This is a genomic window from Streptosporangium sp. NPDC000396, from assembly GCF_042898655.1.
Classification (GTDB): Bacteria; Actinomycetota; Actinomycetes; order Streptosporangiales; family Streptosporangiaceae; genus Streptosporangium.
The window spans coordinates 132,230-158,564 of record NZ_JBIAZA010000008.1; the positions used below are offsets into that span (position 1 = coordinate 132,230).

General features: G+C 70.2%; 27 protein-coding genes and 1 pseudogene. 6 read left to right on the plus strand and 22 right to left on the minus strand.

Translation table 11 applies throughout. From position 1 onward, the window contains the following. Positions 1-8 precede the first annotated feature (8 nt). On the plus strand, positions 9-1,232 hold the full coding sequence (locus ACFY2X_RS15075; protein WP_389938049.1) for a sulfite oxidase: 1,224 nt from the start codon (positions 9-11) through the stop codon (positions 1,230-1,232). Between the two features lie 278 nt (positions 1,233-1,510). Beyond that, on the plus strand, positions 1,511-2,983 hold the full coding sequence (locus tag ACFY2X_RS15080; protein WP_389938050.1) for a wax ester/triacylglycerol synthase family O-acyltransferase: 1,473 nt from the start codon (positions 1,511-1,513) through the stop codon (positions 2,981-2,983). A 13-nt stretch (positions 2,984-2,996) separates the two neighbouring features. On the opposite strand, the gene ACFY2X_RS15085 is transcribed toward ACFY2X_RS15080, so the two are convergent. Then, entirely contained in the window at positions 2,997-3,590 is a 594-nt protein-coding gene (locus ACFY2X_RS15085) for a TetR/AcrR family transcriptional regulator (protein ID WP_389938053.1), read from the minus strand. 104 nt (positions 3,591-3,694) lie between these two features. Next, positions 3,695-4,720: an alpha/beta hydrolase gene (locus tag ACFY2X_RS15090; protein WP_389938056.1), complete on the minus strand. Its 1,026-nt coding sequence runs from the start codon at positions 4,718-4,720 to the stop codon at positions 3,695-3,697. 120 nt (positions 4,721-4,840) lie between these two features. Between ACFY2X_RS15090 and ACFY2X_RS15095 the strand changes: the two genes are divergently transcribed. Next, positions 4,841-5,764, plus strand: coding sequence for an aldo/keto reductase (locus ACFY2X_RS15095; protein ID WP_389938059.1), 924 nt, complete (start codon positions 4,841-4,843; stop codon positions 5,762-5,764). Positions 5,765-5,910: 146 nt separating this feature from the next. On the opposite strand, the gene ACFY2X_RS15100 is transcribed toward ACFY2X_RS15095, so the two are convergent. The 14 genes from ACFY2X_RS15100 to ACFY2X_RS15165 all read right to left on the minus strand — a co-directional run bounded on the left by ACFY2X_RS15100 (position 5,911) and on the right by ACFY2X_RS15165 (position 19,638). Continuing rightward, positions 5,911-7,521: a cation acetate symporter gene (locus ACFY2X_RS15100; RefSeq protein WP_389938060.1), complete on the minus strand. Its 1,611-nt coding sequence runs from the start codon at positions 7,519-7,521 to the stop codon at positions 5,911-5,913. Continuing rightward, positions 7,518-7,847: a DUF485 domain-containing protein gene (locus ACFY2X_RS15105; protein ID WP_389938063.1), complete on the minus strand. Its 330-nt coding sequence runs from the start codon at positions 7,845-7,847 to the stop codon at positions 7,518-7,520. The genes ACFY2X_RS15100 and ACFY2X_RS15105 overlap by 4 nt, the downstream gene beginning before the upstream one ends. Before the next feature lie 270 nt (positions 7,848-8,117). Beyond that, the gene (locus tag ACFY2X_RS15110; RefSeq protein ID WP_389938065.1) at positions 8,118-9,302 is read right to left on the minus strand and encodes an MFS transporter; all 1,185 of its coding nucleotides are present in this window, start codon (positions 9,300-9,302) and stop codon (positions 8,118-8,120) included. Then, complete coding sequence (locus ACFY2X_RS15115) at positions 9,302-10,540, minus strand: YcaO-like family protein (protein WP_389938067.1); 1,239 nt, start codon at positions 10,538-10,540, stop codon at positions 9,302-9,304. Before ACFY2X_RS15115 ends, ACFY2X_RS15110 begins: the two co-directional genes overlap by 1 nt. Before the next feature lie 5 nt (positions 10,541-10,545). Next, entirely contained in the window at positions 10,546-10,686 is a 141-nt protein-coding gene (locus ACFY2X_RS15120; protein WP_389938070.1) for a hypothetical protein, read from the minus strand. Between the two features lie 75 nt (positions 10,687-10,761). Further along, positions 10,762-12,261, minus strand: a complete 1,500-nt coding sequence (locus ACFY2X_RS15125; protein ID WP_389938073.1) for a cation acetate symporter — start codon at positions 12,259-12,261, stop codon at positions 10,762-10,764. Next, the gene (locus ACFY2X_RS15130) at positions 12,258-12,764 is read right to left on the minus strand and encodes a hypothetical protein (protein WP_389938076.1); all 507 of its coding nucleotides are present in this window, start codon (positions 12,762-12,764) and stop codon (positions 12,258-12,260) included. Before ACFY2X_RS15130 ends, ACFY2X_RS15125 begins: the two co-directional genes overlap by 4 nt. Further along, positions 12,761-13,522, minus strand: a complete 762-nt coding sequence (locus ACFY2X_RS15135; RefSeq protein ID WP_389938079.1) for a LytR/AlgR family response regulator transcription factor — start codon at positions 13,520-13,522, stop codon at positions 12,761-12,763. The genes ACFY2X_RS15130 and ACFY2X_RS15135 overlap by 4 nt, the downstream gene beginning before the upstream one ends. 55 nt (positions 13,523-13,577) lie before the next feature. After that, positions 13,578-15,026: an MFS transporter gene (locus tag ACFY2X_RS15140; RefSeq protein WP_389938082.1), complete on the minus strand. Its 1,449-nt coding sequence runs from the start codon at positions 15,024-15,026 to the stop codon at positions 13,578-13,580. Then, positions 15,023-15,619, minus strand: a complete 597-nt coding sequence (locus tag ACFY2X_RS15145; protein WP_389938085.1) for an ArsR/SmtB family transcription factor — start codon at positions 15,617-15,619, stop codon at positions 15,023-15,025. The genes ACFY2X_RS15140 and ACFY2X_RS15145 overlap by 4 nt, the downstream gene beginning before the upstream one ends. A 147-nt stretch (positions 15,620-15,766) precedes the next feature. Continuing rightward, positions 15,767-16,963, minus strand: coding sequence for a sensor histidine kinase (locus ACFY2X_RS15150; RefSeq protein WP_389938088.1), 1,197 nt, complete (start codon positions 16,961-16,963; stop codon positions 15,767-15,769). Between the two features lie 192 nt (positions 16,964-17,155). After that, a complete protein-coding gene (locus ACFY2X_RS15155) occupies positions 17,156-17,494 on the minus strand; it encodes a hypothetical protein (RefSeq protein ID WP_389938091.1) in 339 nt (112 codons plus the stop codon). Between the two features lie 118 nt (positions 17,495-17,612). Then, complete coding sequence (locus ACFY2X_RS15160; protein WP_389938093.1) at positions 17,613-19,076, minus strand: serine/threonine protein kinase; 1,464 nt, start codon at positions 19,074-19,076, stop codon at positions 17,613-17,615. 46 nt (positions 19,077-19,122) lie between these two features. Beyond that, on the minus strand, positions 19,123-19,638 hold the full coding sequence (locus ACFY2X_RS15165) for a hypothetical protein (RefSeq protein ID WP_389938096.1): 516 nt from the start codon (positions 19,636-19,638) through the stop codon (positions 19,123-19,125). Positions 19,639-19,810: 172 nt separating this feature from the next. Here ACFY2X_RS15165 and ACFY2X_RS15170 point away from each other — a divergent pair, with 172 nt between their 5' ends. After that, positions 19,811-20,626, plus strand: coding sequence for a helix-turn-helix domain-containing protein (locus ACFY2X_RS15170; protein ID WP_389938098.1), 816 nt, complete (start codon positions 19,811-19,813; stop codon positions 20,624-20,626). 79 nt (positions 20,627-20,705) lie between these two features. On the opposite strand, the gene ACFY2X_RS15175 is transcribed toward ACFY2X_RS15170, so the two are convergent. Continuing rightward, positions 20,706-20,894, minus strand: coding sequence for a response regulator transcription factor (locus tag ACFY2X_RS15175; protein ID WP_389938101.1), 189 nt, complete (start codon positions 20,892-20,894; stop codon positions 20,706-20,708). Here ACFY2X_RS15175 and ACFY2X_RS15180 point away from each other — a divergent pair. Next, positions 20,871-21,068: pseudogene (locus ACFY2X_RS15180) on the plus strand (AMP-binding protein); the annotation flags it as partial. The gene ACFY2X_RS15175 and the pseudogene ACFY2X_RS15180 overlap by 24 nt on opposite strands. A gap of 31 nt (positions 21,069-21,099) precedes the next feature. Here ACFY2X_RS15180 and ACFY2X_RS15185 read toward each other — a convergent pair. After that, complete coding sequence (locus ACFY2X_RS15185) at positions 21,100-21,624, minus strand: TetR/AcrR family transcriptional regulator (RefSeq protein WP_389938104.1); 525 nt, start codon at positions 21,622-21,624, stop codon at positions 21,100-21,102. Positions 21,625-21,736: 112 nt separating this feature from the next. Between ACFY2X_RS15185 and ACFY2X_RS15190 the strand changes: the two genes are divergently transcribed. Beyond that, complete coding sequence (locus ACFY2X_RS15190; protein WP_389938107.1) at positions 21,737-22,978, plus strand: FAD-dependent monooxygenase; 1,242 nt, start codon at positions 21,737-21,739, stop codon at positions 22,976-22,978. A gap of 115 nt (positions 22,979-23,093) precedes the next feature. Here ACFY2X_RS15190 and ACFY2X_RS15195 read toward each other — a convergent pair whose 3' ends face one another. The 4 genes from ACFY2X_RS15195 to ACFY2X_RS15210 all read right to left on the minus strand — a co-directional run bounded on the left by ACFY2X_RS15195 (position 23,094) and on the right by ACFY2X_RS15210 (position 26,139). Then, positions 23,094-23,519, minus strand: coding sequence for an HIT family protein (locus tag ACFY2X_RS15195; RefSeq protein ID WP_389938110.1), 426 nt, complete (start codon positions 23,517-23,519; stop codon positions 23,094-23,096). Between the two features lie 4 nt (positions 23,520-23,523). Next, the gene (locus tag ACFY2X_RS15200) at positions 23,524-24,354 is read right to left on the minus strand and encodes an HpcH/HpaI aldolase/citrate lyase family protein (protein ID WP_389938112.1); all 831 of its coding nucleotides are present in this window, start codon (positions 24,352-24,354) and stop codon (positions 23,524-23,526) included. A 95-nt stretch (positions 24,355-24,449) separates the two neighbouring features. Continuing rightward, positions 24,450-25,610: an acyl-CoA dehydrogenase family protein gene (locus tag ACFY2X_RS15205; protein WP_389938115.1), complete on the minus strand. Its 1,161-nt coding sequence runs from the start codon at positions 25,608-25,610 to the stop codon at positions 24,450-24,452. Between the two features lie 10 nt (positions 25,611-25,620). Next, positions 25,621-26,139, minus strand: coding sequence for a MaoC family dehydratase (locus tag ACFY2X_RS15210; protein ID WP_389938118.1), 519 nt, complete (start codon positions 26,137-26,139; stop codon positions 25,621-25,623). Positions 26,140-26,335 lie beyond the last annotated feature (196 nt).

Here is a 26,335-nt window from a genome sequence, read left to right on the forward strand (position 1 = left end):
AGGTGCCCGTGCCGTACGAGGACCACAGCAGCGAGGGCGTCCGCCAGCGCGCCCGTGCCGGTCGGCGCGATCGGGGCAACCGCGACCGGCTCCGGCTGGCCGCCGTCGACGGGGAGACGCTCACCGGGGAGACGGCCGCCGGGGAGGGCTGCCCAGGGATCGTCAAGCCACTGCCGCCGGAGCTGTTCATCCCGCACGAGACCAACGCCGAGATGCGCTGGGAGGCGATGCGCGACGTCGGTTACCACGTGCCCAACGAACGGTTCTTCGTACGCAACCACACCTCGACCCCGATCATCGACGCGGCGACCTGGCACCTCCGGCTGCACGGTTCGGGGCTGCGCAACCCCCGGAGCTTCGGTTACGAGGAGCTGCTCGCGCTGCCGTCGGTGACACGAGACGTCGCGATCGAGTGCGCCGGCAACGGCCGGAGCTTCTTCGCCACCCAGCAGGACCAGGAGATCACCGGCACCCCGTGGCGGCTCGGCGGCATCGGGGTGGCCCGCTGGCGCGGGGCGCCGCTGGCCGCGGTGCTGGAGCTGGCGGGCCTCACCCCGGACGCCGTCGACGTCATGCCGCGCGGACTCGACGCCGACTACGTCGCCGACGGGGTCGACTACGGCCGGGTGCGCCGCCCCATTCCGGTGTCCAAGGCGCTCAAGGACGTGATCCTCGCCTATGAGATGAACGACGCGCCGCTCCCGCCCGACCACGGCTACCCGATGCGACTGGTCGTCCCCTCCTGGATCGGCCTGGCCTCGATCAAATGGGTCGGCGACATCGAGGTCTCCACCTCCCCGCTGGCCTCACCGTGGAACACCGAGTTCTACCGGATGTTCGGCGAGGCCTACCCGCCGGGAGGCAGCGCCCCGCTGTCCGTCCAGGGGATCAGGAGCGCCTTCGAGCTGCCCTGGGAGGCCACGCTGGCGGTCGGGCGCCCACACGTGCTGCACGGGCGCTCATGGTCGGGCAACGGGCGCGTCGCCGGGGTGGAGGTCAGCTTCGACGAGGGCGCCACCTGGCACCACACCCAGCTGCTCGGCCCCCACGTCGTCCCGGCCTGGACCCGCTGGCACATCACCTGGAGCCCTCAGGAGGTCGGCCCGCACACCCTGCTGGCCCGGGCCACCGACGAGACCGGCGCGGTCCAGCCGCCGCGGACCACGCACAACGAGTTCGGCTACCTCTTCGACGCCGCCGTCCGCCACCCCGTAAAAGTCGTGAAGGGTTAACCGAAACCGCGGCGAACCCGTAGACCATATCGACCAACCGGCATTCGCGTACGCATACGCATACACGATTCTTACCTCTTGGAAACGGTGTCGAATATTTTCCCTGTACGGCGCACGTACCAGGCGATCAGGAACGATGCCATACCAAAAAGCGCGGCCAGAGCGCTGGATTTCATCTGAAAGACTCGCAAGGCCGCCCCACAGAAATGAGGTGGAAACGAACCAGAACGATGATTGGCCATACCCGCTGTCTGATTTCCTTCAGGAGGAATTGATCAATGCGCCAGCTGACCGCACTCGACGCGCAGTTCCTCAACGCCGAATCGGCGACCACCGCCGCCCACCTCGCCGGGGTGGCGATCCTCGCCTCGGCCTGCGCTCCCACGGGTGCCGTCACGCGGGAGGCCCTGATCGGGCTGCTCCGCGAGCGGTTGCATCTCGCCCCGGCACTGAACCTGCGCCTCGCCGGCGTGCCGTTCGGCCTCGACCACCCCTACTGGACGGAGGTTCCCGACCTCGACGTCGCCGACCATGTCTACGAGGTGACCCTCCCCCTGCCCGGCGACGAGGCCCAGCTCGCCGAGGAGATCACCCGGATCCACGAGCGGCACCTGGACCGGACCCGCCCGCTCTGGGAGATGCATCTCATCCAGGGCCTGACCGGCGGCCGGGCCGCCCTCTACGCCAAGGTCCACCACTGCGCCATCGACGGGGTGTCGGGCGCGGAGGTCCTGGCCGCCCTGCTGGACCTCACACCCGAGCCTCGCACGGTCGAGCCCCCCGCCTCCTCGCGGGCGACCACCGCCCCGGGACCGGCCGCGATGATCGCCACGGCCGTGACCCGGTCGGTGACCCACCCCGCCAGGGCGCTGCGCTCGCTGGGCAGGGTGGTGACCGACCTCGACGTGATCCCGGTGGCCGAGGCACTGCCGGGAGCCCGGATGGTGGCCGCCGCGACCCGGATGATCTCCGGGAGCCCGCGGGAGCTTCCGGCGCCGCCTTCGCTGTCCGCCCCGCGCACGCCGCTCAACGGCCCGATCAGCGCCGAGCGGCGGTTCTCCTACGGTTCGATCCCCCTCGCGGACGTCAAGCGGGTCGCCAAGTCCTTCGGGCTCAGCGTCAACGACGTGGTCATGACGCTGTGCGCCTCGGCGCTGCGCTCCTGGCTGCGTGAGCGTGACGCGTTGCCGGACCAGCCGCTGATCGCCGCCGTCCCGGTCGCGGTCCGTACGGCGAGCGCCCAGGACGTGGTCGGCAACCAGATCTCCGCCATGGTCGCCCCGATGCCGACCGACCTGGCCTGCCCCCTCGAACGGCTGCGGACCATGGGAGAGACGATGCGCACGGCCAAGCGGCGCTTCGCGGGCTCTCCCGCCACCTGGATGAGCGAGCTGTCGTCGATGCTGCCCGCGACCGTCACCTCGCTCGCGACCCCCGCCGTGTTCCGGCTGGCCTCGAAGATGCCGCCGCCGATCAACCTGATCATCTCGAACGTGCCGGGGCCGCAGGTGCCGCTGTACTTGTGCGGGGCACGGGTGCTCGGCTACTACCCGATGTCGGTGCTGACCGACGTGAGCGGCGGGCTCAACATCACCTGCTTCTCCTACGACGGCTCGCTGAACTTCGGCATCCTCTCCTGCCCCGAGCAGGTGGCGGACGTGTGGCGGCTGATGGGCCACCTGCAGGAGGCGATGGACGAGCTGATGGAGCTGGCCGTCCCCCGCCCGTCCAGGGAGATGGTCCCCGCCTGAAGGCCCGCCGCTCTCACCCCAGGGCGTGGGCGATCAGCTTGGCGACCGCGTCGGGGTCGATGTGGTGGCCGGTGAGCTGGCAGAGGTTCTCCTGGTAGAGCAGCACCGCGGCGAAGGTGACCGCGGCCACCTCCAGCCGGGCGGCGTCGCCGCGTGCCGTGGGCAGCGCCAGCTCCAGCGCGAACCGGGCCCGCCGGATGATCTCGCCGTTCAGGCGGCCGAGCCGGTCGCGGACCGAACCGTGCGTGTCGGCCTCACGGAACAGGATGCGGCGCATCGCCGGGGAGGCCCTGAGCGGCAGGCACCGGGCCAGCCGCGACAGGGTCCCCGCGGCGTCGCCTGGGACCGCCTCCACGTCGGGGACCTCTTCCACGAGCGTGCGCTCGTCGATCAGTGCGACCAGAACGTCGATCTTCTTGGGGAAGTAGTGGAAGACGAGCCCCTTGGGCACGCCGGCCAGCCGGGCGATCTCCGCCGTGGGCGTCGCCTCGTAGCCGCCCCCGGCGAACAGCTCTTCCGCGGCGTCGAGGATGCGCGTGCGCGTGCCGGGATCCGAGATGTCGCGCGCGCGTCTTGACTCACCGGAACGCTTCCTGAGGCTGGCCACAGCCTGACCATAGCCTCGGGCCAGGCCGGATTTCCATGCCGCCGGAGAGACAGCGCCGTATGCCCGCCGTACGGGGAAAGTCACGGCGCGTGCCTGTTTCGCGCCTATTTCGCCCCGATGGAGTCGAGCAGCATCGGCAGCGCGCGGCGGAGCTCGGCGTTCCAGTAGGTCATGGTGTGGCGGCCGCTGTAGAAGTGGGTCCGGGCGGGGACGCCGAGCTCCTTGAGCCGACCGGCGAAAGCCCTGGCCGCCTTGTAAGCGAGCTCCTCGGTGATGTCGCCGAAGATCTCGCCCTGTTTCCTCCGGCCGTCACCGGCGGCCACGTAGAGGCGGACCCCGCGGAGCTCTCCGGCCAGGTCGTAGGGGTTGTGCGCCCGCCAGACCTCGCGGTCGCCGCGCGGGTCACCCCAGATGCGCTTCCAGTCGGTGCCGGGGCAGCCCGCGGTGGTGCCGAGGATGACCGCCAGGTCGACTCCGGGCATGAGGATGTGCACCGCGCCGCTGAAAGAGGCCGCGGCCCGGAAGTTCCCGGTGGCGGCGTAGAGCATCGCGCCCTGGCCGCCCATCGAGTATCCGGCGACGGCCCGCTCCGTACCGGCGGCGTACCGGCGCTCCAGCAGGGGCAGCAGTTCCTTCAGGTGGTAACTCGCCCATCGGGGCGGGCCACCGTCGCCGCCGTTGTACCAGTCGGAGTAGCTGCCACACCTGCCGCCGTCGGGCATCACGACGATGACCTGGACGTTCTCGGTCAGCTCCTCGATGTCCGACTTCGACCACCCCTGGTAGTCGTCCAGGCCACCGTGGAGCAGCCAGAGCGTGGGCCACCTCCTGCCGGAATCGGCGGACCATCCCTTGGGCAACAGCAGCCGGACCTTGGTGAGGCCGTCGATGGCCGTGGAGCGGAGCGTCAGCTCCATCCGGCGTTCGCCGAGCCGCCGCTCCTCGACCACCTCGACCCCGCCGGGGGTCTTCACCAGCCGCCCCGGGCTGGGGGATGATCCGGGCGGTTCGGCCACCGGATGGTGCCGGTTGGCGACGAGGGCGATCGTGGCGGCCGCGACCAGCACGACCAGCCCGCCCGCGATCACCGTACCGATGAGGAGTCCGCGTAACCGTGAGCCGGGCGCCATGAAGCCTCCGTCAATCCTTATTGACGTTACACATAATAACTCCCCCCGCGATCAATACCGATGCCTCCGGAACGCACGACACGCGGGAAATTGATCACGCGGGAAATTAGGGTGATAACCGTGAGCATTTTTGAGCTGAACCTTTTCCCGCTCTGCCTGGGCGGTAACGTATTCGGCTGGACCGCGGACCGCGACACGTCTTTCGCCGTCCTGGACGCCTACGCCGAGGCGGGCGGCAACTTCATCGACACCGCCGACGTGTACTCCCAGTGGGCTCCGGGGAACACCGGCGGGGAGTCGGAGACGATCATCGGCGAGTGGATGGCCTCCCGCGGCAACCGCGACCAGATCGTGGTGGCCACCAAGGTCGGCATGCTGAACAGCCGTCCCGGGCTGTCGGCGGCGAACATCCGCGCGGCCGTCGAAGACTCGCTGCAGCGGCTGCGGACCGACCGCATCGACCTGTACTGGGCGCACGTCGACGACGACGGGACGCCGCTGGAGGAGACTCTGGGCACCTTCGACTCCCTGATCCGCGAGGGCAAGGTGCGCGGCATCGGCGCCTCGAACTACGACCCCGAGCGGCTGGCCGAGGCACTGGCGGTCTCCGACCGGAACGGCCTGGCCCGCTACGAGGCGCTACAGCAGCCGTACAACCTGATGGAGCGCGGCTACGAGGGGGCGCTGCGCGAGGTGGTGGCCGCCGGAGGGCTGACCAGCACGCCGTACTACGGGCTGGCCCGCGGCTTCCTGACCGGCAAATACCAGCCCGGGGTCGAGGTGGACAGCCCCCGCGCGGGCCGGGCCTCGGCGTACCTGGAGACCGAGCGCGGCCCGCGGGTGCTGGAGGCCCTGGAGAAGGTGGCCGCCGACCACCAGGTCGCCCCGGCCACCGTCGCGCTCGCCTGGCTGGCCGCCCAGCCCACGGTGGCCGCGCCGATCGCCAGCGCCCGCAACGTCGAGCAGCTCCGGACACTGCTGGCGATCACCGGCCTGAACCTGTCCGAGGACGAGCTGAAGACACTGGACGAGGCGTCCCGCTAGCGTCCCGGCCGTGGCTCCTCACCCCCGCCTCTCGCGCGTGGCTTCCCGCACGGTGAAGGGGCCCGGCCGCACCGCGGCCGGGCCCCTTCGAACCCCGGGCTCCCCTGAACACCGGTCCTGTTGAACGCCGGGCCCCTTGAACGGGGTCAGTGCTGGACGGCCTGCTCCGCGCCAAGGCCGGTGAGCGAGCGAACCTCGATCTCGGCGTACTTCGCCTCGTTGTGCTCCTTGCTGAGCCGGGTCCCGATGTAGCCGGCCAGGAAACCGAGCGGGATCGAGACGATGCCCGGGTTGCTCAGCGGGAACCAGGCGAAGTGCGCGTCCGGGAACAGCGAGGTGGCACTGCCCGACACGACCGGCGAGAAGATCACCAGGACGAGGGCGGAGACGAGCCCGCCGTAGATGGCCGAGACCGCGCCCGCGGTGTTGAACCTCCTCCAGAACAGGCTGTAGAGGATCGCCGGCAGGTTGCCGGAGGCGGCCACCGCGAAGGCCAGCGCGACCAGGAAGGCCACGTTCTGCCCCTGCGCGAGGATGCCGAGCCCGATGGCGACCGCGCCGATGACGAAGGCGGAGATCCTGGCGACCAGGACCTCCTCCCCATCGGTCACGTTGCCCCGCTTGAACACGTGGGCGTACAGGTCGTGGGCGAAGCTCGACGAGGAGGCCAGCGTCAGCCCCGCGACGACCGCCAGGATCGTGGCGAAGGCGACCGCCGCGATGACGGCCAGCAGGATCGTGCCGCCCACCTCTCCGAAGATGTTCCTGCCGATCGCCTCGGCGAGCATCGGCGCCGCGGTGTTGCCCGCCTTGTCCTGCACCACGATCGCCTTGCCGCCGACCAGCGCCGCCGCGCCGAAGCCGAGCACGAGGGTGAGCAGGTAGAAGGTGCCGATGATGCCGATGCCCCAGAGAACCGACTTGCGGGCCTCCTTCGCGGTGGGAACGGTGTAGAAGCGGATGAGGATGTGCGGCAGGCCCGCAGTGCCGAGCACGAGCGCCAGGCCCAGGCTGATCAGGTCGATCTTCCCGGCGATTCCCTGCGCTTCGGTGCCGTACTTCCCGCCCGGGATGAGGAACTGGCCGCCCTTGCCGCTCTGCGCGGCGGCGTCGCCGAGCAGCCCCGAGAGGTTGAAGCCGTACTTGCCGAGCACCAGCAGGGTGACCAGTGCCGCGCCGCTCATCAGCAGCACGGCCTTGACGATCTGGACCCAGGTGGTGCCCTTCATGCCGCCGACCACCACATAAACGATCATCAGCAGGCCGACGCCGACGATCGTCAGCGCCTTGCCCGTCGGCGAGGTGACGCCGAGCAGCAGGCCGACCAGCGCGCCCGCGCCGACCATCTGGGCCAGCAGATAGAAGATCGACACGGTGATGGTGGAGACGCCCGCCGCGGTGCGGACCGGGCGCGGGCTCATCCGGAAGGCCAGCACGTCGGCCATGGTGAACTTGCCGGAGTTGCGCATCAGCTCGGCGACCAGCAGGAGCGCCACCAGCCAGGCGACCAGGAAACCGATCGAGTACAGGAAGCCGTCATAACCCGACAGCGCGATGATCCCGGCGATGCCCAAGAAGCTCGCGGCCGACATGTAGTCGCCGCCGATGGCCAGGCCGTTCTGCACACCGCTGAAGGAGCGGCCGCCGGCGTAGAAGTCGGTGGCGTCCTTGGTGTTGCGGCTGGCCCAGAAGGTGATGCCCAGCGTTCCCGCGACGAAGATCAGGAACAGGATCGTCGAAAGCGTCTGGTGGCTCATGCGTTCCTGCTCTCGGCTTCGTGGCGGATCTCGTCGGCGATCGGGTCGAGTTTCTTCTCCGCGTGCCGGGAGTAGGCCCAGGCGATCCAGAACGTGGACACGAACTGGAGCAAGCCGAGGATCAGCGCCACGTTGATGTTGCCCAGCACCTTGACGCTCATGAGATCACGCGCCCAGCCGGACAGGATCACGTAAAGCAGGTACCACGTCAGGAAAGCCGCCGTCATCGGGAACGTCCAGGCGCGGAACCTTCGCTTCAGCTCTTGGAACTGCTCGCTGCCCTGCGCCTGTTCATAGACCGACGAGTCGTGCTCTTTGGTGGTCATGCGAAGACCTCCCACGAATGTGATCTGGATCACGAATAACGTAGGAGGGGACGGTACCCCGCGAGGAGGCCCGGAGGCGGACTCTTCGCTCAGCTTGCTCCGCGTCGCGTTCAGCTGGTGAGGGCTTGCGGTGAAAGGTCCGTCTCGTGCGGCGAGCGGTTCCCGTCGAGGGTTCACCGGCCGAAGACCGCCTCCCTCGCCCTTCTCTCCCGGACGCCGATGCTTCGCGAGACGCTTCGGGACAGGCGCTTCAGGACAGGCATGGCGAAGTCAGTCGGCCTCCACCGGGACCCGTCCCCGGAGCGCGTGTGCCCCGGCACCGCAGACGGTCAGCCCGACCACGGCCAGCAGAACGCGATAGTCGACGAGCGACACCAGCGCCGCGCCCGCGACCAGGGACAGCAGTTGGGTCGCGCCGGAGGCGGCCTCGAAGGCGGTGGAGACCCGGCCGACGAGGTGGCCGGGGCTGCGGCGCTGCACGAGGGTCGTCCTGGCCACGCCCGCGAGGGTCAGACCGGCACCCGCGATCGTCATCGCGCCCAGCATGACCGCCACCGCGGGGATCATCCACAGGATGACCGCCGCGCCGTACAGGGCGATGCCCGCGCCGATCGCGAACAGCTCGCTGCGGCGCGCGATCACCGTGGAACCGTACACTCCCCCGATGATCGCGCCCACGCCCATCGCGGTGGAGGTGAACGCGGTGAACTCCGGGGTCCGGCGAAGGCCGTGCTCGATGACCGCGAAGATCAGTGACTCGGTCGCCCCCGCCAGTGTGAACATCAGGCAGAAGGTCACCGTCGCGCGGCGCAGGAACGGATCCGCGACCATGTGCCGGGCCCCGGCCGAGAACTCCTCACGCCAGCGGCCGCGGGGCACGGCCGGGACGGCGGGCGGTTCGGGAAGGGCCGCGAAGGCCGCCGCGGCGACCAGAAACGTGATCGCGTCGAGCAGGACGGCCGCGCCGATGCCGCAGTTCGTGTAGACGGCCACGCCCAGCAGCGGCCCGACCAGGCGCAGTCCCTGCCGGGCCGTCTGGAGGGCGCCGTTGGCCTCGGCGAGGAGCCCCTCCGGCAGGACGCTCTTCAGCAGCCCGTTGAGCGCCCCGAAGATCGCCGCGTAGGAGCAGCCCATCGCCGCCGACACCGGGTAGACGAACCAGAAGGTCTCCCGGCCGGTCACCGCGACCAGCGGGGTGAGCGCCGCCCCGGACAGCACGCACGTGGCGATCAGGAACTTCCGGCGGTCGACGCGGTCGATCACGTAGCCGAACAGCGGTGAGAAGCACAGCGGCAGGGTGAAGAAGAACAGGGTCAGCCCGGCGGCGCCGTCCGAGCCGGTGAGCCTCTTGGCCAGGATCGCCGGGATGAGCAGCAGCGACGCGTCGCCCAGGAGGCTGACGACCATCCCGAAGTAGATGAGCCGGAACTGACGTCCGCGCAGGACTTCCCGCATTACCGCTGGCTGGCAAGCCGCCGTACGGCCCGGCCCGTGGGAAACACCGGAACGGCGCTGTGGACCATGGCGAACGTTTCGAGGCCGGGGACGATCACGGTCAGCACCGGGCACCTGTCCTGTGCGGGGTTCCAGCGGAAGAAGTAGGCGGCGAATCCTGCCCGCTCCAGCGTCCCCAGGATCACGGCGATCTGCTCGTCGACGCTTCCCGGTTCCCCACCGGGGAGCCTGGCGTCGAACGCGATGCGGTCGATCAGCGGGGCCGGGTCGAGCCGGGCGCAGCGTTCGAGCAGCGGCCACCGCCGCAGGCTCTCCAGTCTGCGCGCCAGGGTCAGGTCCACGCCGAGTGACATGTTGAACGAGGACTGGACCACCTCGGTGAGCGCGCGCTCCACCGCGTACTCGGCGTCGAGGGAGGCGCCGGAGCCGATCACCCCCGGGTAGGGCCCGGCGCGCGAGGCGAGCGCGCAGTAGGCGGGGATGCCCAGGTCGGAGGTGATGTCGATGACGAGCGGGGGCGCGCCGAGACGAGCCTCCGCCTCGTCGTGGAGGCGGCGCAGGTCGGGCGGGAGAAGGCCGGGGTCGAGCGCGGAGAGCCTCGGCTCGCCGTCGAGGTACCAGTCCAGGAGGGCGTGCGACAGCGCGTCCCGCTCGACGACCTCCAGCAGGCCGTGCAGGAGGGCCTCCGGCTCGGTGACCCCGGCGGCCGTGCCGCTGTCGTAGGCGTAACGGAGATACGGCGTGTAGCGCAGGTCGTCGCCGGGGATCGGGTGGCTGCGGCAGGACGGCGACCGGGCGAACGCCGGGTACCAGAGCGCGGACCGCCCACGGGTGAGGGGTTCGGCCCGCAGGCAGGCGAGGCCGGCGTCCGGGTAGTCGCGGGCGAGCCGATGGATCATCTCCTCCTCGCGCAGTTCCGGCTGAGCCACCACGGTCGCGACGGGAAGCACCCGCACGCGCCGGTGGTCCCGGGCGAGCGCGGCCTGGCCCTCCTCGTGCTGGAAGTGCTGCCACGCCTCGAACAGCGCGCTCACCGTGCTCTGCGCGCCGGCTCCCTTGCCGAGGGACGCGGCGACCACGCGCCCATCCGGGTCCCGGACGGTGCAGCGGTGCACGGGGAACTCCGGTGAGCCTGTGGAGACGAAGTCTGCCGAGAGACCGTGGTCGGCGAGCACCGACTCGATGACGGACAGCGCATCGGCGAGGTCGGCGCCACGCTCCCGCTGCGCGCGCGCCACCACTGTCAGAGCACGTCCGGTGCGAACCGCACGGTGAAGAACTGGTCGAGCAAAACCGTCTCGGCGAGCGTGAACGAGAAGCTGTCCTCCAGCTGTAAGCCGTCCGGCTTCAGCAGCGACTGGCCGTTGGAATTGCTGTTGCCCATCGCGTTCACTCCCTCACCAAGATAATCGGAATATCAACGCATTACTGATCATTTCGACACATGTCATGGTTCAAGTCAAGAGGACCGGGGCCGCCAGTCCCCGCGATCGAGGTCGAGGGTCTCGGGAGTGTGCAGGCGGACCATGATGCGGGCCACACCGGCCGGGATGCGGCCCGGGGTGAGCAGCGAGACCACGACCATGACGGCGAAGGCGATCGGCACCGTCCAGGCGGCGGGCTGGGCCAGCAGCGCCCCCGGCAGGCCCGTGTAGGGCCCTCCGGCGATCGTCAGCAGGACCGCGCCGCAGGCCAGGCCACCACCGACGAGCAGCCCGGCCATCGCGCCGGTGGAGGTCAGGCGCCACCACCAGATGCCCAGAACCAGCAGCGGGCAGAAGGAGGACGCCGCCACCGCGAAGGCCAGCCCCACGACGTCGGCGACCGGCAGCGAGCGGGCCGACGTGGCCAGGCCCAGCGGCACGACCACGGCCACGAGGGTCGCGGCCCGGAACGAGCGCACCCCGCCCTTGAGGATGTCCTGCCCGATGACACCCGCGACCGAGACCGTCAGGCCCGAGGAGGTGGACAGGAACGCCGCGAACGCCCCGGCCGTCACCAGCGCGGTCAGCAGGTCCCCCGCCACTCCCCCGATCAGCCTCCCGGGCAGCGTCAGCACGACCGCGTCGCTGCCCCTCAGCTCCGGCACGTAGATCCGGCCCAGCGCGCCGTAGACGGCCGGCAGCAGATAGAAGGCACCCAGCAGCGACAGGACGACCAGCGTCGTACGGCGCGCGGCCCGGCCGTCGGGGTTGGTGTAGAAGCGGACCAGCACGTGCGGCAACCCCATGGTGCCCAGGAACGTCGCCAGGATCAGCGAGTAGGTCGAGTAGAGGCCGTACTCCTTGCCGCTGGACAGCGGCAGGGCCCAGGTGGCCGCGTCCTGCGCGCTCAGCCCGGGTGCGCCGTCCGCCCGCCAGGCCAGCAGCAGGAACACCAGCGGCACCGCCAGCGCGGTGAGCTTGAGCCAGTACTGGAAGGCCTGCACGAACGTGATCGACCGCATGCCGCCGGATATCACGTTGACCACGACCACGGCCGCCACCAGCAACCCCCCGGCCCAGTCGGGCGCGCCGGTGATGGCCCGCAGCACCAGACCGGCGCTCTGGAACTGCGGCATCAGATACAGCCAGCCGATCATCACGACCAGCACGCCGGCCATCCGGCGCACGGCCATCGACTCCAGCCGCGCCTCGGCGAAGTCGGGCAGCGTGTAGGCGCCCGAGCGGCGCAGCGGCGCCGAGACCAGGACGAGCAGCACCAGGTAGCCGCCGGTCCAGCCGACCGGCAGCCACAGCATGTCGGCCCCGTAGGTGAGGATCAGCCCGGCGATGCCCAGGAAGCTCGCCGCCGACAGATACTCCCCGCCGATGGCGGAGGCGTTCCACAGCGGGGAGACCGTGCGGGAGGCGACGTAGAAATCGGAGGTGGTGCGCGACAGCCGGACGCCGAACGTCCCGATCAGCACCGCCGCCAGCACCACCAGGACGACCGAGGTCACGCCATAGGCGGTGCTCACGGCGCCCGGTCCACCAGCTCGGCGAAGTGACGCTCATTGCGTTCGGCCTGCCGTACGTAGAGCCAGGCGCCGACCACGAACGCGGGGTAGATCAGACCGGCCAGCACCACCCACGGGAGGGGGATCCCGAGCAGCCGGACCGCCCTCAGCTCCGGCACGAGCAGGAACAGCAGCGGCAGACCGCCCGCCACGCAGCCCAGCACCGTGCAGACGAACACGGCCAGCCGGAACTGGGTGCGGACCAGCGAGCGCATGTAGACCTCGCCCAGCCGGGTCTGCTCATCGATCTCCCGGGTCACCGGGTAGCGGGGATGGCGGGCGGCCCTGGTACGAGGACTGGTCACCACCTCCCGGCGCGGCCGATCCATCTCCTTCCACGGCCGCTCCACCACCCGGATGAGCCGGTCCGCCTCCTTGCGCGGCCGTTCCACCGCCCGGGTGAACCGGTCGGCCATCCGCCGTCGCGGTTCCGCCTCCTCGCCGCTGCGGGGTTCCTGGCTCATTCCGGCCGTCCCTTGCGTGCCCGGCGGACCAGCAGGTCGCGTAACTCGCGGGTGTGACGGCGGCTGACGGGGATCTCCGTCTCCCCGATGCGGACCACGCAGCGGCCCGAGTCGATGTGCAGCTCGTCGATGTGCCTGACGGCGACCAGATGACTGCGATGCACCCGGACGAACCCCGCCGACGACCAGCGTTCCTCCAGCGTGGCCAGCGGGATGCGAACCAGGTGGCTGCCGCCCGCCGTGTGCAGGCGCGCGTAGTCGCCCTGCGCCTCCACGTAGCGGACCTCGGTGCTGGACACGAACCGGGTGACGCCGCCCAGCTCGACCGGGATGGTTCCGGGATCGGTACGGCCGGCACCGTCGCCGTCCGGCAGCTCGGCCGCGACGCACACCCGCCGGATGGCCTCGGCCAGCCGCTCCGGCCGGACCGGTTTGAGCAGGTAGTCTTCGGCCTTGATCTCGAAGGCGTCCACCGCGTGTTCCTCGTAGGCGGTCACGAACACCACCCTCGGCGGGTTGGCGAACTGCGACAGCAGCCTGCCGAGCACCACCCCGTCCAGGCCGCGCATACGAATGTCGAGGAAGACCGCGTCGATCGGCCGCCCCTCGGCGATCGCCCGGTCCAGGGCCCGCAGCGCGGCGGCCCCGTCCCTGGCCAGGGAGACCTCACCGATGCGAGGGTCGTCCCGCAACAGGTAGGCCAGGTCCTCCAGCGCGGGCAGCTCGTCATCCACCGCCAGGACACGCAGGCCGGTCACGGTCACTCCTCCAGGTCATTCACGAGGGAATCCCTAGAGGGTGATGAATCAGACATCACGTGTCAACAGTTCTGGACCCGCCAAGTGTGTTGAGCAGCGCCCGGTAGCGCCACAGCACCAGGCAGAGCGGCACCATGAGCGCCAGCATCACGCAACCGCTGATCACGAAGACGGTGCGCAGCCCGAACGCCCCGGCCAGCAGACCGCCCCCCAGCGCTCCCACCGGGATCAACCCCCACAGCAGAGTACGGATCACTCCCAGGACACGGCCGAACAGATGGGCGGGGATCAGCGTCTGACGGACCGACATGATCAGGACGTTCCACACGAGAAGCGATCCGCCGACGAGCGTGGAGACGATCGCGAGCATCGCCGTGGAAGGGAAGAGCCCGGCGAGCGTGAAGCCCGCCCCGGAAACGGTCATCGCGACGGCCATCACGGCGGCACGCGGCCACCGGCGCACCAGCACGGGCGCGACCAGGCCGCCTGCCACCCCTCCGGCCCCGGAGGCGAGAGCGAACCAGCCGAAGGCCGCGGCGGGCAGCCGCAGCACGTCCACGACGAACAACACCAGCACGGCCATCGCGGCCTGGTTCATCCCCGCCGAGAGCGTGCCGATCAGCGTGATGCCTCGCAACGCCTTGTGGTTCCAGAGCCAGCGCACCCCTTCGCCGATCTCCCGGCGCAGGTTCGCGGGCCGGTCGGAGACCGCTTCGGCGCGGTAGCGGCCCGGGAGGAGAAACAGAAGCACTCCCGCGAGCAGGAAGCCCACCGAGTTCGCCATGAACGGGATCGCCGCCGCGACCACGAACAGCGCGCTGCCCACCGGGGCGCCGAGAAAGCCGTCGGTGACGACGGCCGCCGCCTCGACCCGGCCGTTGGCCTTCTCCAGCTGGTCTCGCCGGACCACGGCGGGCAGCAGGGAGTGGACCGCGTTGTCGTAGATCGTCTCGATGGCGCCGAGCGCGAACGCGGCCACGAAGAGCATCCACATGGCGGCCTGGCCGGTCAGCACCGCCGCCGCCAGCAGGCCGACCACCACGGCCCTGGTGAACTCCGCCACGACCATCGCCTTGCGGCGGTCCAGCCGGTCCACCAGCGCGCCGCTGACGATCGCGAACAACACCCAGGGCAGGAAGGTGAGCGACGACAACGCGGCGACGAGCACCGGATCCCGGGTCAGGGTCACCGCCAGCAGCGGCAGCGCGACCCGCCCGATGCCGTCACCCAGGTTGGACACGGTGCTGGAGGCGAACAACGACCAGAACCGCCGCCCCAGCCCTCCGGAGGCCGCCGGGCCGGGGGAACCGGCCGCGCCCTCCCCCGGCGAGGCCGTCCGGGCGGAAACCGGCGCGGACCCGGAAGCGGAGTGTGCACCCTCCCCCGGAAGCGGGTCGGCGGTCTCCACCGGCATCAGGTCGGCGGTCTCTCCCAGCACGGAGCCGGTGGTCTCCACCGGCACGGGGTCGGTGGTCTCCACCGGATCGGCGGGAGTGGCGGTCATGCTTCCTCCAGGTGAGGGGCCGGTTCTTCGGGAGCGCGCAGGGGAAACGCGTTGATCTGCACCTCGACCGCTTCCGCGCCCTCGCCGGGGGCGAGGTCCAGATATCTGTCGAGGACCGCCCGCAGCTCCCCGACCATGGCCGCGAGCTGCTCAGCATTGAGCCGGAAGTGCGTCATCGAGTCTTGTGACGCGTCCATCCACCGCTGCCCGAAGGACTCCGCCTCGGCCAGCCAGCGGTGGAACCGCTCCGCCCGGCCCTGCTCCAGTTCGCGCAGAACCACCTCGGCGGCACCCCTGGTCTCGGCGTCGCGCAGAAAGGAGAAGCCCCGCATGGTGAGGAGCTGGGGGACGAACCGCCACCACCGCTCCCGGCCGCCGCCGGAATGCTCGGGATCGTCCTCGATCAGCCCGTGCTTGGCGAGCTCCCTGAGGTGGTAGCTCGTCACCCCCGTCGACTCGCCGAGCCTGCGGCCGAGCTGGGCCGAGGTCGCCGGGCCGTACAGGGACAGCTGACTGAGCATGGCGATGCGCAGGGGATGCGCCAGCGCCTTCAGCAGCGGGGCGTCCACCTGCCGCGAGGATCTTGGCGGCATGAGTGCAGAGTAAATTATGCATAGAATCCTCTGCAATACCTCCCCGGGTTCTCACCGGCCGGAGGAACAGACCCCGCGACGCCTCGGCCGGCCGCCGGGCGCACCGGAGCCCGCGCGGGCCCGGCAGGCGATCCGGAACCCCGCAGCTCAGTGGGCGGAGACGCCGGGGTGATACTTCGGCAGGCGGACGCTGACCCTGGTGCCCGCGCCCTTCCCGGTCTCGGCGACCAGCCCGTACTCGTCTCCGTAGACCTGGCGCAGCCGCTCGTCCACGTTGGCCAGGCCCACTCCCCCCGTCCCGGACCGCTCATCGGCGTCACCGGCCAGGATGCGGCGCAGGCGCTCCGGGTCCATGCCGACGCCGTCGTCCTCCACGCTGATCCGGCACTCGGCGCCCGCGTCCTCGGCGATGATCGAGATACGGCCGATGCCGGGCTTGCTCTCCAGACCGTGCCGGACCGCGTTCTCCACCAGGGGCTGCAGGCACAGGAACGGCACGGCCACCGCGAGCACCTCCGGGGCGATCCGCAACGTGACCTGGAGCTGGTCTCCGAAGCGGGCGCGCTCCAGAGTGAGGTAGCGGTCGATGGAACGCAGTTCCTCGGCCAGCGTGGTGAACTCGCCGTGCCGCCGGAAGGAGTAGCGGGTGAAGTCGGCGAAATCCAGCAGCAGCTCGCGGGACCGGTCGGGGTCGGAGCGGACGAAGCTCGCGATGGTCGTCAGCGAGTTGTAGATGAAGTGCGGGGAGATCTGCGCGCGCAGCGCCCGCACCTCGGCCTCCATCAGCCGCGTCCGGGAGCGGTCCAGCTCGGCCAGCTCCAGCTGGGAGTCCACCCAGCTCGCCACCTCGTGGGTCGCCCGGACCAGCCCGGCCGAGGCGTGACCGCCGTAGGCGGCCAGCGAGCCGACCACCCGGCCGTCGGTGGTGAGCGGCACCACGACCGCGAACCTGATCGGACACTCAGGGGTCTCGCACGAGACGACCTCCGGGCCGAGAACCCGGGTACGGCCGCCGGCGAGAGTCTTGGCGGCGTGCGCGAACGCGTCACGGGCATGATGGTCGCCCTCACCGTCGTAGACCAGCAGCCGCTCCCCGTCGGTGATCGCCAGCGCCGGGGAGCCGAGCAGCTCGCGCAGGTGCCGGGAGGCCTTCTGTGTGCCGGCCTCGGTCAGCCCGGCACGCAACGGCGGCGCCGCGAGCGACGCGGTGTGCAGGGTCTCGAACGTCGCCCGCTCGGCCGGGCTACTGCCCAGCTCCCGCCTGCCGCGCAGCACCCGCCACAACACCAGGGCCGGGACACCGACCAGGGCGGCGACCAGGAGCACCGCGACGACGAGTTCCACGCTCGGACCCTATCCGGCCAGGTTCATGATCGTCCCTCCGAGAAGGCAAGCCGTTCGGATCGGCGGATGAGGTCGCTGACCAGCCCGACACATTCACAACGTAGATCAATACCGCGATGTCCGTCTTCAACGGCGGGCGCAACGACGGAGTCCACCCATCATCCGCGTCCCCAACCTCACGGGTCAGCACACCTAGTCGGCGCGGGAGAGTGTGAGCGGATCGTGCTCACCCTGTCCGACGGTGAGTGTTTCCCCGTCGTCGGACAGGGTGAGGGTCCCGCTGCTCTTGCCGAAGCCGCAGTCCACGATGAACTTGTAGACGTCGTCGGCGGGTTTGACGGTGCCCGTGCAGGCGTTACCGTCTGCGCTGGTGGTGATCGCGCCGTCCCCGGTGATCTCAACCGCCACCGGAGAGTCGTCGGCGTCCACCTCCTCCCATGCGCCCTCCAGCGCGCCCAGCCCGCTCCCACAGGCGGTGAGCAGAAGTGCGGCGCAGAGCAGGCCGACCATCGCGCTCAGTTTGGTGGACATGTATCTGACTCCTTCGTTCGAAGATCGCTGATGTCTTTCGTTGGTGGCGAGATCGGGGCTGGTGACGGGAATCCGCGCGGGCAGTGGTGGCCGGTCGGCCGTATCGGCTCCCGGCCCGTCACGAGCCGGTCGGCGAGGTGGTCTTGGGGTGCACCACGATGGGCACGCTGGACCTGACGACGCCCGAGCCCTTGATGATCCGACCGTCGTGCAGCTTCCAGATCTCGAACTGGTAGGTGCCCGGCGCGACGTCGGTCCACTTGTGGTACTGCCAGGCGTTGCAGGCGAACTGCACGGCCTCGCGGCTGGGCCGTACGGCCACCCAGTAAACGGTCGTCCCCTGGGGACAGCTCTTGTACGACCAGAACTCGACATCCCCCGCGGTCGTCTGCGTCCACCACGGAGAGAAGATCCGGAACGCCATCCGGTCGATCCGAACCGGGAACCCGTACCCCTTGACCACCTGCGGCGCCCCGGACGCCGGCACGGCCAGCAGCGCCGCCGCCGGACCCGTCCCATGGGGAGAAGGGGTGCTCCCCGGAGCCGCGGGCCCGTTCCCGCCCGCGTTCCCCGGGGAGGGGGCCGGCGGGTACACGAGGAACAGCACGGAGATCACGACGGCGACGGGCATCACCGCCAGAGGCTTCTTCCACCACGGACGGGCGGTGCCGGGTGGGCGGGTGGTGGAGGCCCGGACGGCCGAGTCCGGCGGAGCGGCAGTCCCGCGTGGCCCTCCGGGGCCGTCCAGGACAAGACCGCGCGAAGGCGACTCACGGAGGTCGAGGCGGACATCGGCGGTCGACAGGCCGGGGTTGTCGTGGAGGAACCGGGACAGCAGGGCGGCGGCCGTGGGACGGGCTGCGGGGTCCTTGGCGAGGCAGTCGCGAAGAAGCGGAAGCAGTCGGGAGGGGACACCGGTCAGGTCGGGTTCGGCGGTCAGGACGGCGTGCATGAGCGCCGGCACGGTGGCGCCGGGGAACGCCTGCCGTCCCGTGCTCGCGAAGATCATGGTGAGCGCCCAGCTGAACAGGTCGGTGGCCGGGGTCGGCTCGCGTTGCTCGAACTGCTCGGGCGACATGTATGCCGGGGTGCCCATGGCGTTGTGGGTGAGCAGATGGCCGGTGGCGCTGGCGATCCCGAAGTCGATCACGACGGGGCCTTCGGGGCCCATGATGACGTTGGACGGCTTGAAGTCGCGATGGACGACGCCGGCGCGGTGGATGGCCACGAGGGCCGCCAGGGTGGCGACGGCCAGGCGGTCGAGGCCGCCGCCGGTGCGCGGGCCGTCGGTCCTGACGAGCGAGTGCAGGGAGGGGCCGGGGACGTACTCACTGACGAGGTAGGGCCGGCCGCCGTCCACGCCGGTGCGCAGCACCCTGGCCGTGCAGAACGGCGCCACCCGGCGCGCGGCGGCGGCTTCGCGTTCGAAGCGCCGCAGCGCGTCGGGGTCCCCGGTCATCGAGTCGAGCAGCACCTTGATGGCCACCCGCCCGCCGTCCGACCCCAGGCCAAGGTGGACGACGGCCTGGCCGCCCGAGCCGAGCGTGCCGGCCACCACGTACTCGCCGTACTTCTCAGTCACTGTCCTTGTCCTTACGTGGCCGCGCGACGGGGGGTGGAGGCCGGGCTCAGCCCGGGCAGGAGATCGCGCTGTTCGCCTCCCCGGCGAACTGCCTGCCGCTCGAGTCGGTGAACACCACGCGCCCCCAGGCCCGGATGCACTGGCTGCCGGCGATGAGGGTGGCCCCGTCGGTCCGGTAGAAGCCCCGCTTCACGTAGTTCTCGGCGTTCGGCCGGTGGTGGTAGCCGCCGCCGTCGAGGTGGTCCTGGTAGTCACGGCACTCGGCGACGGTGCGCCCGCAGACCCAGATCGAGACCGACATGAACTTGGCGTAGCTTTCGGCCGCGAGGCTGGTGTTGGTGAAGGCGCACACGCGACTGCCGTTGCGATAGACGTGCAAGAACGCGCCCTTCATCGCCGCGCTCCCACTCCTGGCCGTGATCTGGGTGCGGTCGATGCGCTCGCCGCCGCAGGGCAGGCCCTGGGTCGTGGCCTGGGCGGCGGGGGTGTGGACGGCAGACCCGGCCAGGGCGAGCCCCGTGGTCAGAGCCGCCGTCGCGGCCAGGCGTGCAAGAGCAGACATCGTGGACATGAGGGTCCTTCCTGAGGGGGAGCGGATGAGATGATGGCGATCATGGATGGTGATCGTCCCGGACCGATGCTGCCCTAGGCGATAAGCCTTCGACACCCCCTGCAAGCTGCGGAAACAAAGCAGCAACAACCGCAACAACTGCACAGCGACAGAGGAGCAACCCATGGCGCGAGGTGGACGCAAGGATCACCCCATCGATCGGGAAGAGGGTCCGGTCGCGGAGTTCGTCGACGACCTGCGGCGGTTACGCGGCACGCTGACTCTGGAGGAGCTGGGGCGCCGGATGCGCTACCACCCCAGCACGCTCTCACGGCGGCTCACGCCGAAGGAGTTGCCCTCACGGGAGTTCGTGGACTCCTACGTGCGGGCCTGCGAGCACGATCCGGAGCCGTGGCTCGAACGCTGGCGGGAACTCGGCAGGCAGCCCGCCGGGACTCAGCCGGACGCGCCCGCCGTGGCGCCGCCGCCGACGGTCGCCCCCTGGTGGAAGCGGCCCCGTTACCTGGCTCCCGCCGCTGTCATGATCGCCGCCCTGCTGCTCGCCTACTCGCTGTTCACGCCGTCGGAAGGTGGGACGGGTCCGACGGCGGCGCTGCTGGCCGTGCCGGCGTCCGGGGCGCCGCAGGTGGTCAAGGGGTACGGGTTCCCGGTTCGGATCGACCGGATGGCGTTCCGGATCTTCTCTCCGTGGTGGACGCAGACGACCGCGGGGGATGTCGAGTTCTGGTCGTACAAGAGCTGTCCCCAGGGGACGACCGTTTACTGGGTGGCCGTACGGCCCAGCCGCGAGGCCGTGCAGTTCGCCTGCAACGCCTGGCAGTACCACAAGTGGACCGACGTCGCGCCGGGCACCTACCAGCTCGAGACCTGGAAGCTGCACGACGGTCAGGCCATCAAGGGCTCGGGCATCGTCAGGTCCAGCGTGCCCATCGTGGTGCACCCCAAGGAGACGCCGAGCCCCACTCCCAGCGCGACGTGACAGGACCAGCCGCCACGGCCTCCCGCCCTCCGTCTCGGTCCGGCGATGATCGCCGACCCCGCTTCGGGTGTGACCGGGCCTATGGCATCAGCCCCAGCCGTCGGGCGGCCACCACCGTCTCGTGCCGGCTGTGCGTGCCGAGCTTGCGCATCGCCCCGCGCAGGTAGCTCTTGACGGCCTCCGGCAGCAGCCCCAGGCGCCTGGCGATCTCGGCATTGCCGCGGCCGAACCCGACCCAGGTCGGCACGTCGAGGTCAAGATCGTGCACCCGGAGACCGGGCTGACCGTGCCGCGGGGCGAGCCGGGCGAGCTGTGCGCCCGTGGCTACTCGGTGATGCTCGGCTACTGGAACGAATCCGGCAAGACTGCCGAGGCCATCGACGCCGCCCGGTGTATGCACACCGGCGACCTGGCGGTCATGGACGGCGACGGCTACGTCGCCGGTTTGACCACTGCTTTTGAGGAGCGCAGCACTAGGGAGTCAGGGCGCCCAGGGCGGCTTCCACGGCGGCGGCCTTGACCTCCTCGAACGGGAGGGTGGCGTGCTCCACCGCACAGTCCGACATGCCGCCGAGCGCCACGGTCGCGCGGATCTGCGCGGTGAGCGAGGGGCTGGGGCCGAGCAGGAGCGCGGTCAGCCGCTTGCGCCACTCCCACATCCGGTCCATCAGGTTGAGCTCGACCAGCGCGGCGGGCGCGTGCAGGACCACCACGATCACCTCGCGGTGCCGCCAGATGAGGTCGAAGTAGTCTTCGAGCAGCTGCCGCCCGTCCCCGGGCTCACGCCCGGCCACGAACGCCTCCAGGTCGTCCATGAGCGGCTGAATGATGCTCCTGACCAGGTCGTCTCTCGACTCGAAGTGGTAGTAGAGGGCCGGTTTGGTGATGCCGAGCCGATCGGCGATCTGCTTCAGGCTGGTGTTCTGCATGCCCTGCTCCAGGAAGAGCTCACGTGCCACCGCCTGGATGCGCGTCTTGGTGTCCGAAGCTCTCGCCATGAGGCAAGGATACCGCTTACCTATCGTTAAGTAAGTCCTTGCACCCGGCGGCGAACCGTGCTTACCTATCGTTAGGTAAATAATTTACCTTCCGTTAAGTAAGGAGAGATCCATGCGGATCCTCATCTCCGGCGCCAGCGTCGCCGGTCCCGTCCTGGCCTACTGGCTCAACAGGCACGGCTTCGCCGTCACCGTGGTCGAGCGGGCCCCGGCGCTGCGCAAGGCGGGCGGGCACGCGGTCGACCTGTTCCGCCCGGCCATGGACATCATCGACAAGATGGGCCTGATCAAGCCGGTCCAGGCCAAGAGGACCGGCACCGAGTGGATCACGTTCCGCTCCGAGAACAACGACCGCCTGCACAAGCTGGAGGTCGGCAAGCTGATAAGCGCCGTGTCCGACCGGCACGTCGAGATCATGCGGGACGACCTGGGCGAGATCCTCTACGAGGCCACCCTGCCCGACGTGGAATACCTCTTCGGCGACTCCATCACCGCCATGGAAGAGACCGCCGACGGCATCGACGTCGCCTTCGAGGAGCGGCCCGCCCGCAGGTTCGACCTGGTGATCGGGGCCGACGGGCTGCACTCCAACGTCCGGCGCCTGACCTTCGGCCCGGAGTCACGCTTCTCCACCTGGATCGGGGCCTACCTGGCGGTCATGTCGATACCCAACTACCTGGGCCTGCGCGACCGCATGGACGGGATCACGGGCGTGGACAAGATGGTGGGCGTGTACGGCGGGGCGCACATGGACGACGCCCGCGCGGTCTTCATGTTCCGCCCCGCCGCCGAGCTCGACTACCACCACCGGGACGTCGACCGGCAGAAGGAACTGCTGCGCCGGCACTTCGCCGGGCTGGGCTGGGAGGTGCCCCGCCTCCTGGGCGAGGAACTGGACCGCGCGTCGACGTTCTACTTCGACTCGATCACCCAGCTGCGCATGGACACCTGGTCCCGGGGTCGGGTGAGCCTGGTCGGCGACGCCGGCTACTGCCCGGGCCCCGCGGTCGGCGGCAGCACCAGCCTGGCCGTGGTGGGCGCCTACGTCCTGGCCGGCGAGCTGGCCGAGGCCCACGGCGACCACACGCGGGCGTTCCCGGCCTACGAGCGGGAGATCGGCGACTACGTACGGCGCAGCCGTACCTTCGCCGTCGGCGCCGCCAAACGACTCATCCCCAGCACCCACCTGGGCCTGTGGGGCCTGATCCAGGGAACACGGCTGATCAACCACGCCCCCACCCCGATCACCCGTGCCCTGACCGGCCTCGGCGCCAGAGGCCTGCGACTGCACGACGAGATCGCGCTGAAGAACTACCCGCAGGAGCCCGTCACAAGGACAGACGCCACCAGGTGATTGCGGCATGCGAGTGGCCCGGTCCCCGGCGTCACCACAGGTATCTCCCCCACGTCCCACCACCTCCAGGCAATCATCATGACCGCGAGAGGCTTCTGGTCGCCGCCTCATGGGCTCAACCCGGTTCGAGGGCCGTACGGATGCGCGCGGCGTAGGACTCGGCCTCGGCGGAGTCGGCGTATTTGGTGCGGGGCCAGAAGAAGCCACGCAAGCCGTCTTTGCGGTGGCGGGGGACGACGTGAACGTGGAGGTGCGGGACGCTCTGGCTGATCCGGTTGTTCATCGCCACGAACGTGCCGTCCGCCTCCAGGCCCCGCTCGACGGCGGCGGCAAGCGCCTGGACCCGCTCGAAGAACGGGCCGACCGCCGGCGGCGGGAGGTCCGGCAGCGTCTCGACGTGCGTCGTGGGCGCCACGAGGACGTGTCCCTTGAAGACCGGCCGCATGTCCAGGAAAGCCGTGGCCACCTCGTCGGAGGACACCACGTGGCCTGGCTGCTCCCCTGCCGCGATGGCGCAGAACGGGCACCTTCCATCCGTCATCGGATCAGGATAGAAGGCGCCGGGCGGCGCGGATGATCGCCTCGTCGACCATGCGGCCGCGGGCGTCGGTGACGACTCCGGTCTCGGCGCCCTCGAAGCGGGCGATCAGGTCACGGGCCTGGGCGATCTCCTCCTCGGCGGGTGTGAAGACCTCGTTGACCACGGGCACCTGGGCCGGGTGGACGCAGGTCCGGCCGCGGAAGCCCAGACGCTTCAGGGCGACGGTGGAGGCGCGCAGGGCGTCGAGGTCGCGGAAGTCGGTACTGATCGGGGCGAGGGGCGGGGCGAGCCGGGCGGCGGCGGAGGCGAGGACGACCTGGGAGCGGGCCCAGAGGAGTTCACGCTCGTCCGGGCCGGGTTCGACACCCAGTTCGGCGCGCAGATCGGCCTCGCCGATCTGCAGGCGGAGAACGCGGGGCGCTCGGGCGATCTCCGGGGCCGCCAGGACCGCCCCGGCGCTCTCCAGCAGCGGGCAGACGGCGATCGCGCCGGCGGGCAGTCCCTCGGCGGCCTCCGCCTCGGCGAGCACGCCGTCCACGGCCTCCAGTTCGGCGGCCGACTCGGTCTTGGCCACGCAGACCCCGCGCACCCCGGGTACGGCCACGGCCCGCAGGTCCTCATGGCCTGGTTCGCCCGGATTCACCCGGACGTAGATCTCCGGACCGCCAGGTTCCACCCCCCGTAACCACTCGGCCACAGCCGTTCGGGCCGCGTCCTTGTGCGCGGGCAGGACCGCGTCCTCCAGATCGACGATCAGGGCGTCCGCGCCCCGGTCGAGTGCTTTGGCGAGCTTGCCGGGCTGATCACCCGGGACGTACAGCGCGGATCGGATCATCAGCCGACTTTAGCGGTGCCGGCCGGCCCGCCTCGACGGCACCGCCTCCAACCGGCCGATCCCGGCCATCCCGGCCATCCCGGCCGTGTCGGTGGTCACCAGCCGACCTTGGCCGTGCCGGCGATCAGGGCTCTGGCGATGACCAGCCGCTGGATGTCGTTCGTGCCTTCACCGATCGCCATCAGGGGCGCGTCGCGGTAGAGGCGTTCGAGGACGAACTCCTGGGAGTAGCCGTAGCCGCCGTGGATCCGCATCGCTTCCGTGGTGGTCCGCAGGGCGACCTCCGACGCGAAGTACTTGGCCATCGCGGCCTCGGAGTTCACCGCACCGGCCTGCGAGCGGGTCGCCGCCCAGTAGGTGAGCAGCCTGGCCGCCTGGATATCGGTGGCCATGTCGGCGAGCTTGAGCTGGATCGCCTGGAAGTCGGCGATGGGCCGGCCGAAGGCGTGGCGTTCGCGCGAGTAGTTCAGCGCGGCGTCGTAGGCGCACTGAGAGACGCCGACCGCGCGGGCGGCGATGTTGATCCGGCCGAGTTCCAGGGCCGACAGCGCCTGCTGCATTCCCCGCCCTTCGACCCCGCCGAGCAGCCGCGACGCCGGAACGCGAACGTCCTGCAGGACGATCTCGCAGGTCTCGGTGCCCTTGTAGCCGAGTTTGGGCAGGTCCCGGCTGACGGTGTAGCCGGGTGTCCCGGCTTCGATCAGGATCAGGGACATGCCGCGGTGCGCGGGCTCGGTGACGGAGGTCTTGACCAGGACGGGCATCGGATCGGCGTGCCGGGCGTTGGTGATCCACGTCTTGGTGCCGTTGATCACGTAGTGGTCGCCGTCGCGGACCGCCCGGGCCTGGATGCCCTGCAGGTCGGTGCCGGCGGCGGGCTCGGTCAGCGCGATGCCGGTACGGCGGGCGCCGGTGGCCAGGTCCGGGAGGTAGGCCTCCTTCTGCTCCTCGGTTCCATGGGCGGCGATCATCCAGGTGGCCAGCGAGTGCGAGCCGAGCACCCCGGCCACCCCCATCCATCCGCGCGCGATCTCCTCGAAGACCAGCGCGAACGACACCCGGTCCAGCGCCAGCCCGCCGTACTCCTCGGGGACCGTCATCCCGAACAGCCCCATCTCCTTGAACCGCTCGACGATCTCGGTGGGGTATCGGCCCGCCCGCTCCCACTCCGAGGCGACGGGCACGATCTCCTTGTCGACGAACTCCCTCAGGGTCCGGCGGAACAGCTGCTGTTCGTCGCTCAGCTCGAAGTCCATGGCGAGATCCTCACATCGTCAGCGGGCCGGTCTTGGCCTGCGGGAAATATCCCTTGTCGTGCGGGGCGTCGCGCCGGTAGACCATCACCGAGCGGCGCCAGGACATGACCTCGTCGCCGTCCTGGTTGAGGCCGCGCGTGCGGCAGGTGACGATCCCGGCGTAGGGCCGCGACTTCGACTCCCGCTTGTCCAGCACGATCGACTCGGCGTAGAGGGTGTCGCCCAGGAACACCGGATGGGTCAGCTTGATCTCGTCCCAGCCGAGATTCATCAACGCGGTCTGGCTGACGTCGATCACCGAGATGCCCAGGACGATGGCCACGGTCAGGCCCGAGTTGACGATGACCTTCCCGACCGGGGCACGCTCGGCGAAGTGGGCGTTGAAGTGGTTCTGGTTGGTGTTCATCGTCAGCAGGGTGAACCACGTGTTGTCGGCCTCGCTGATCGTGCGGCCGAGCGGGTGCTGGTAGACGTCGCCGACGGCGAAGTCCTCGTAGTACCGGCCGAGGCCGGGTTCGTGCACGGTCACGGTCTCCCCCTGAACGACGAGATCTTGACGCTAATGGTCTGATGTTTTGATGGTCAATGGCTTGCTTGGTCGTTCCCGGCCGGTACCCGGGCCGGCCGGGAACGCCTGACAGGCGGTCACATCGAGTGAACGTATGCCCGCCCGTGTCCGCGGAAACCGTGGCGAGACCTCGGCGACATACTGGATCGACATCCCC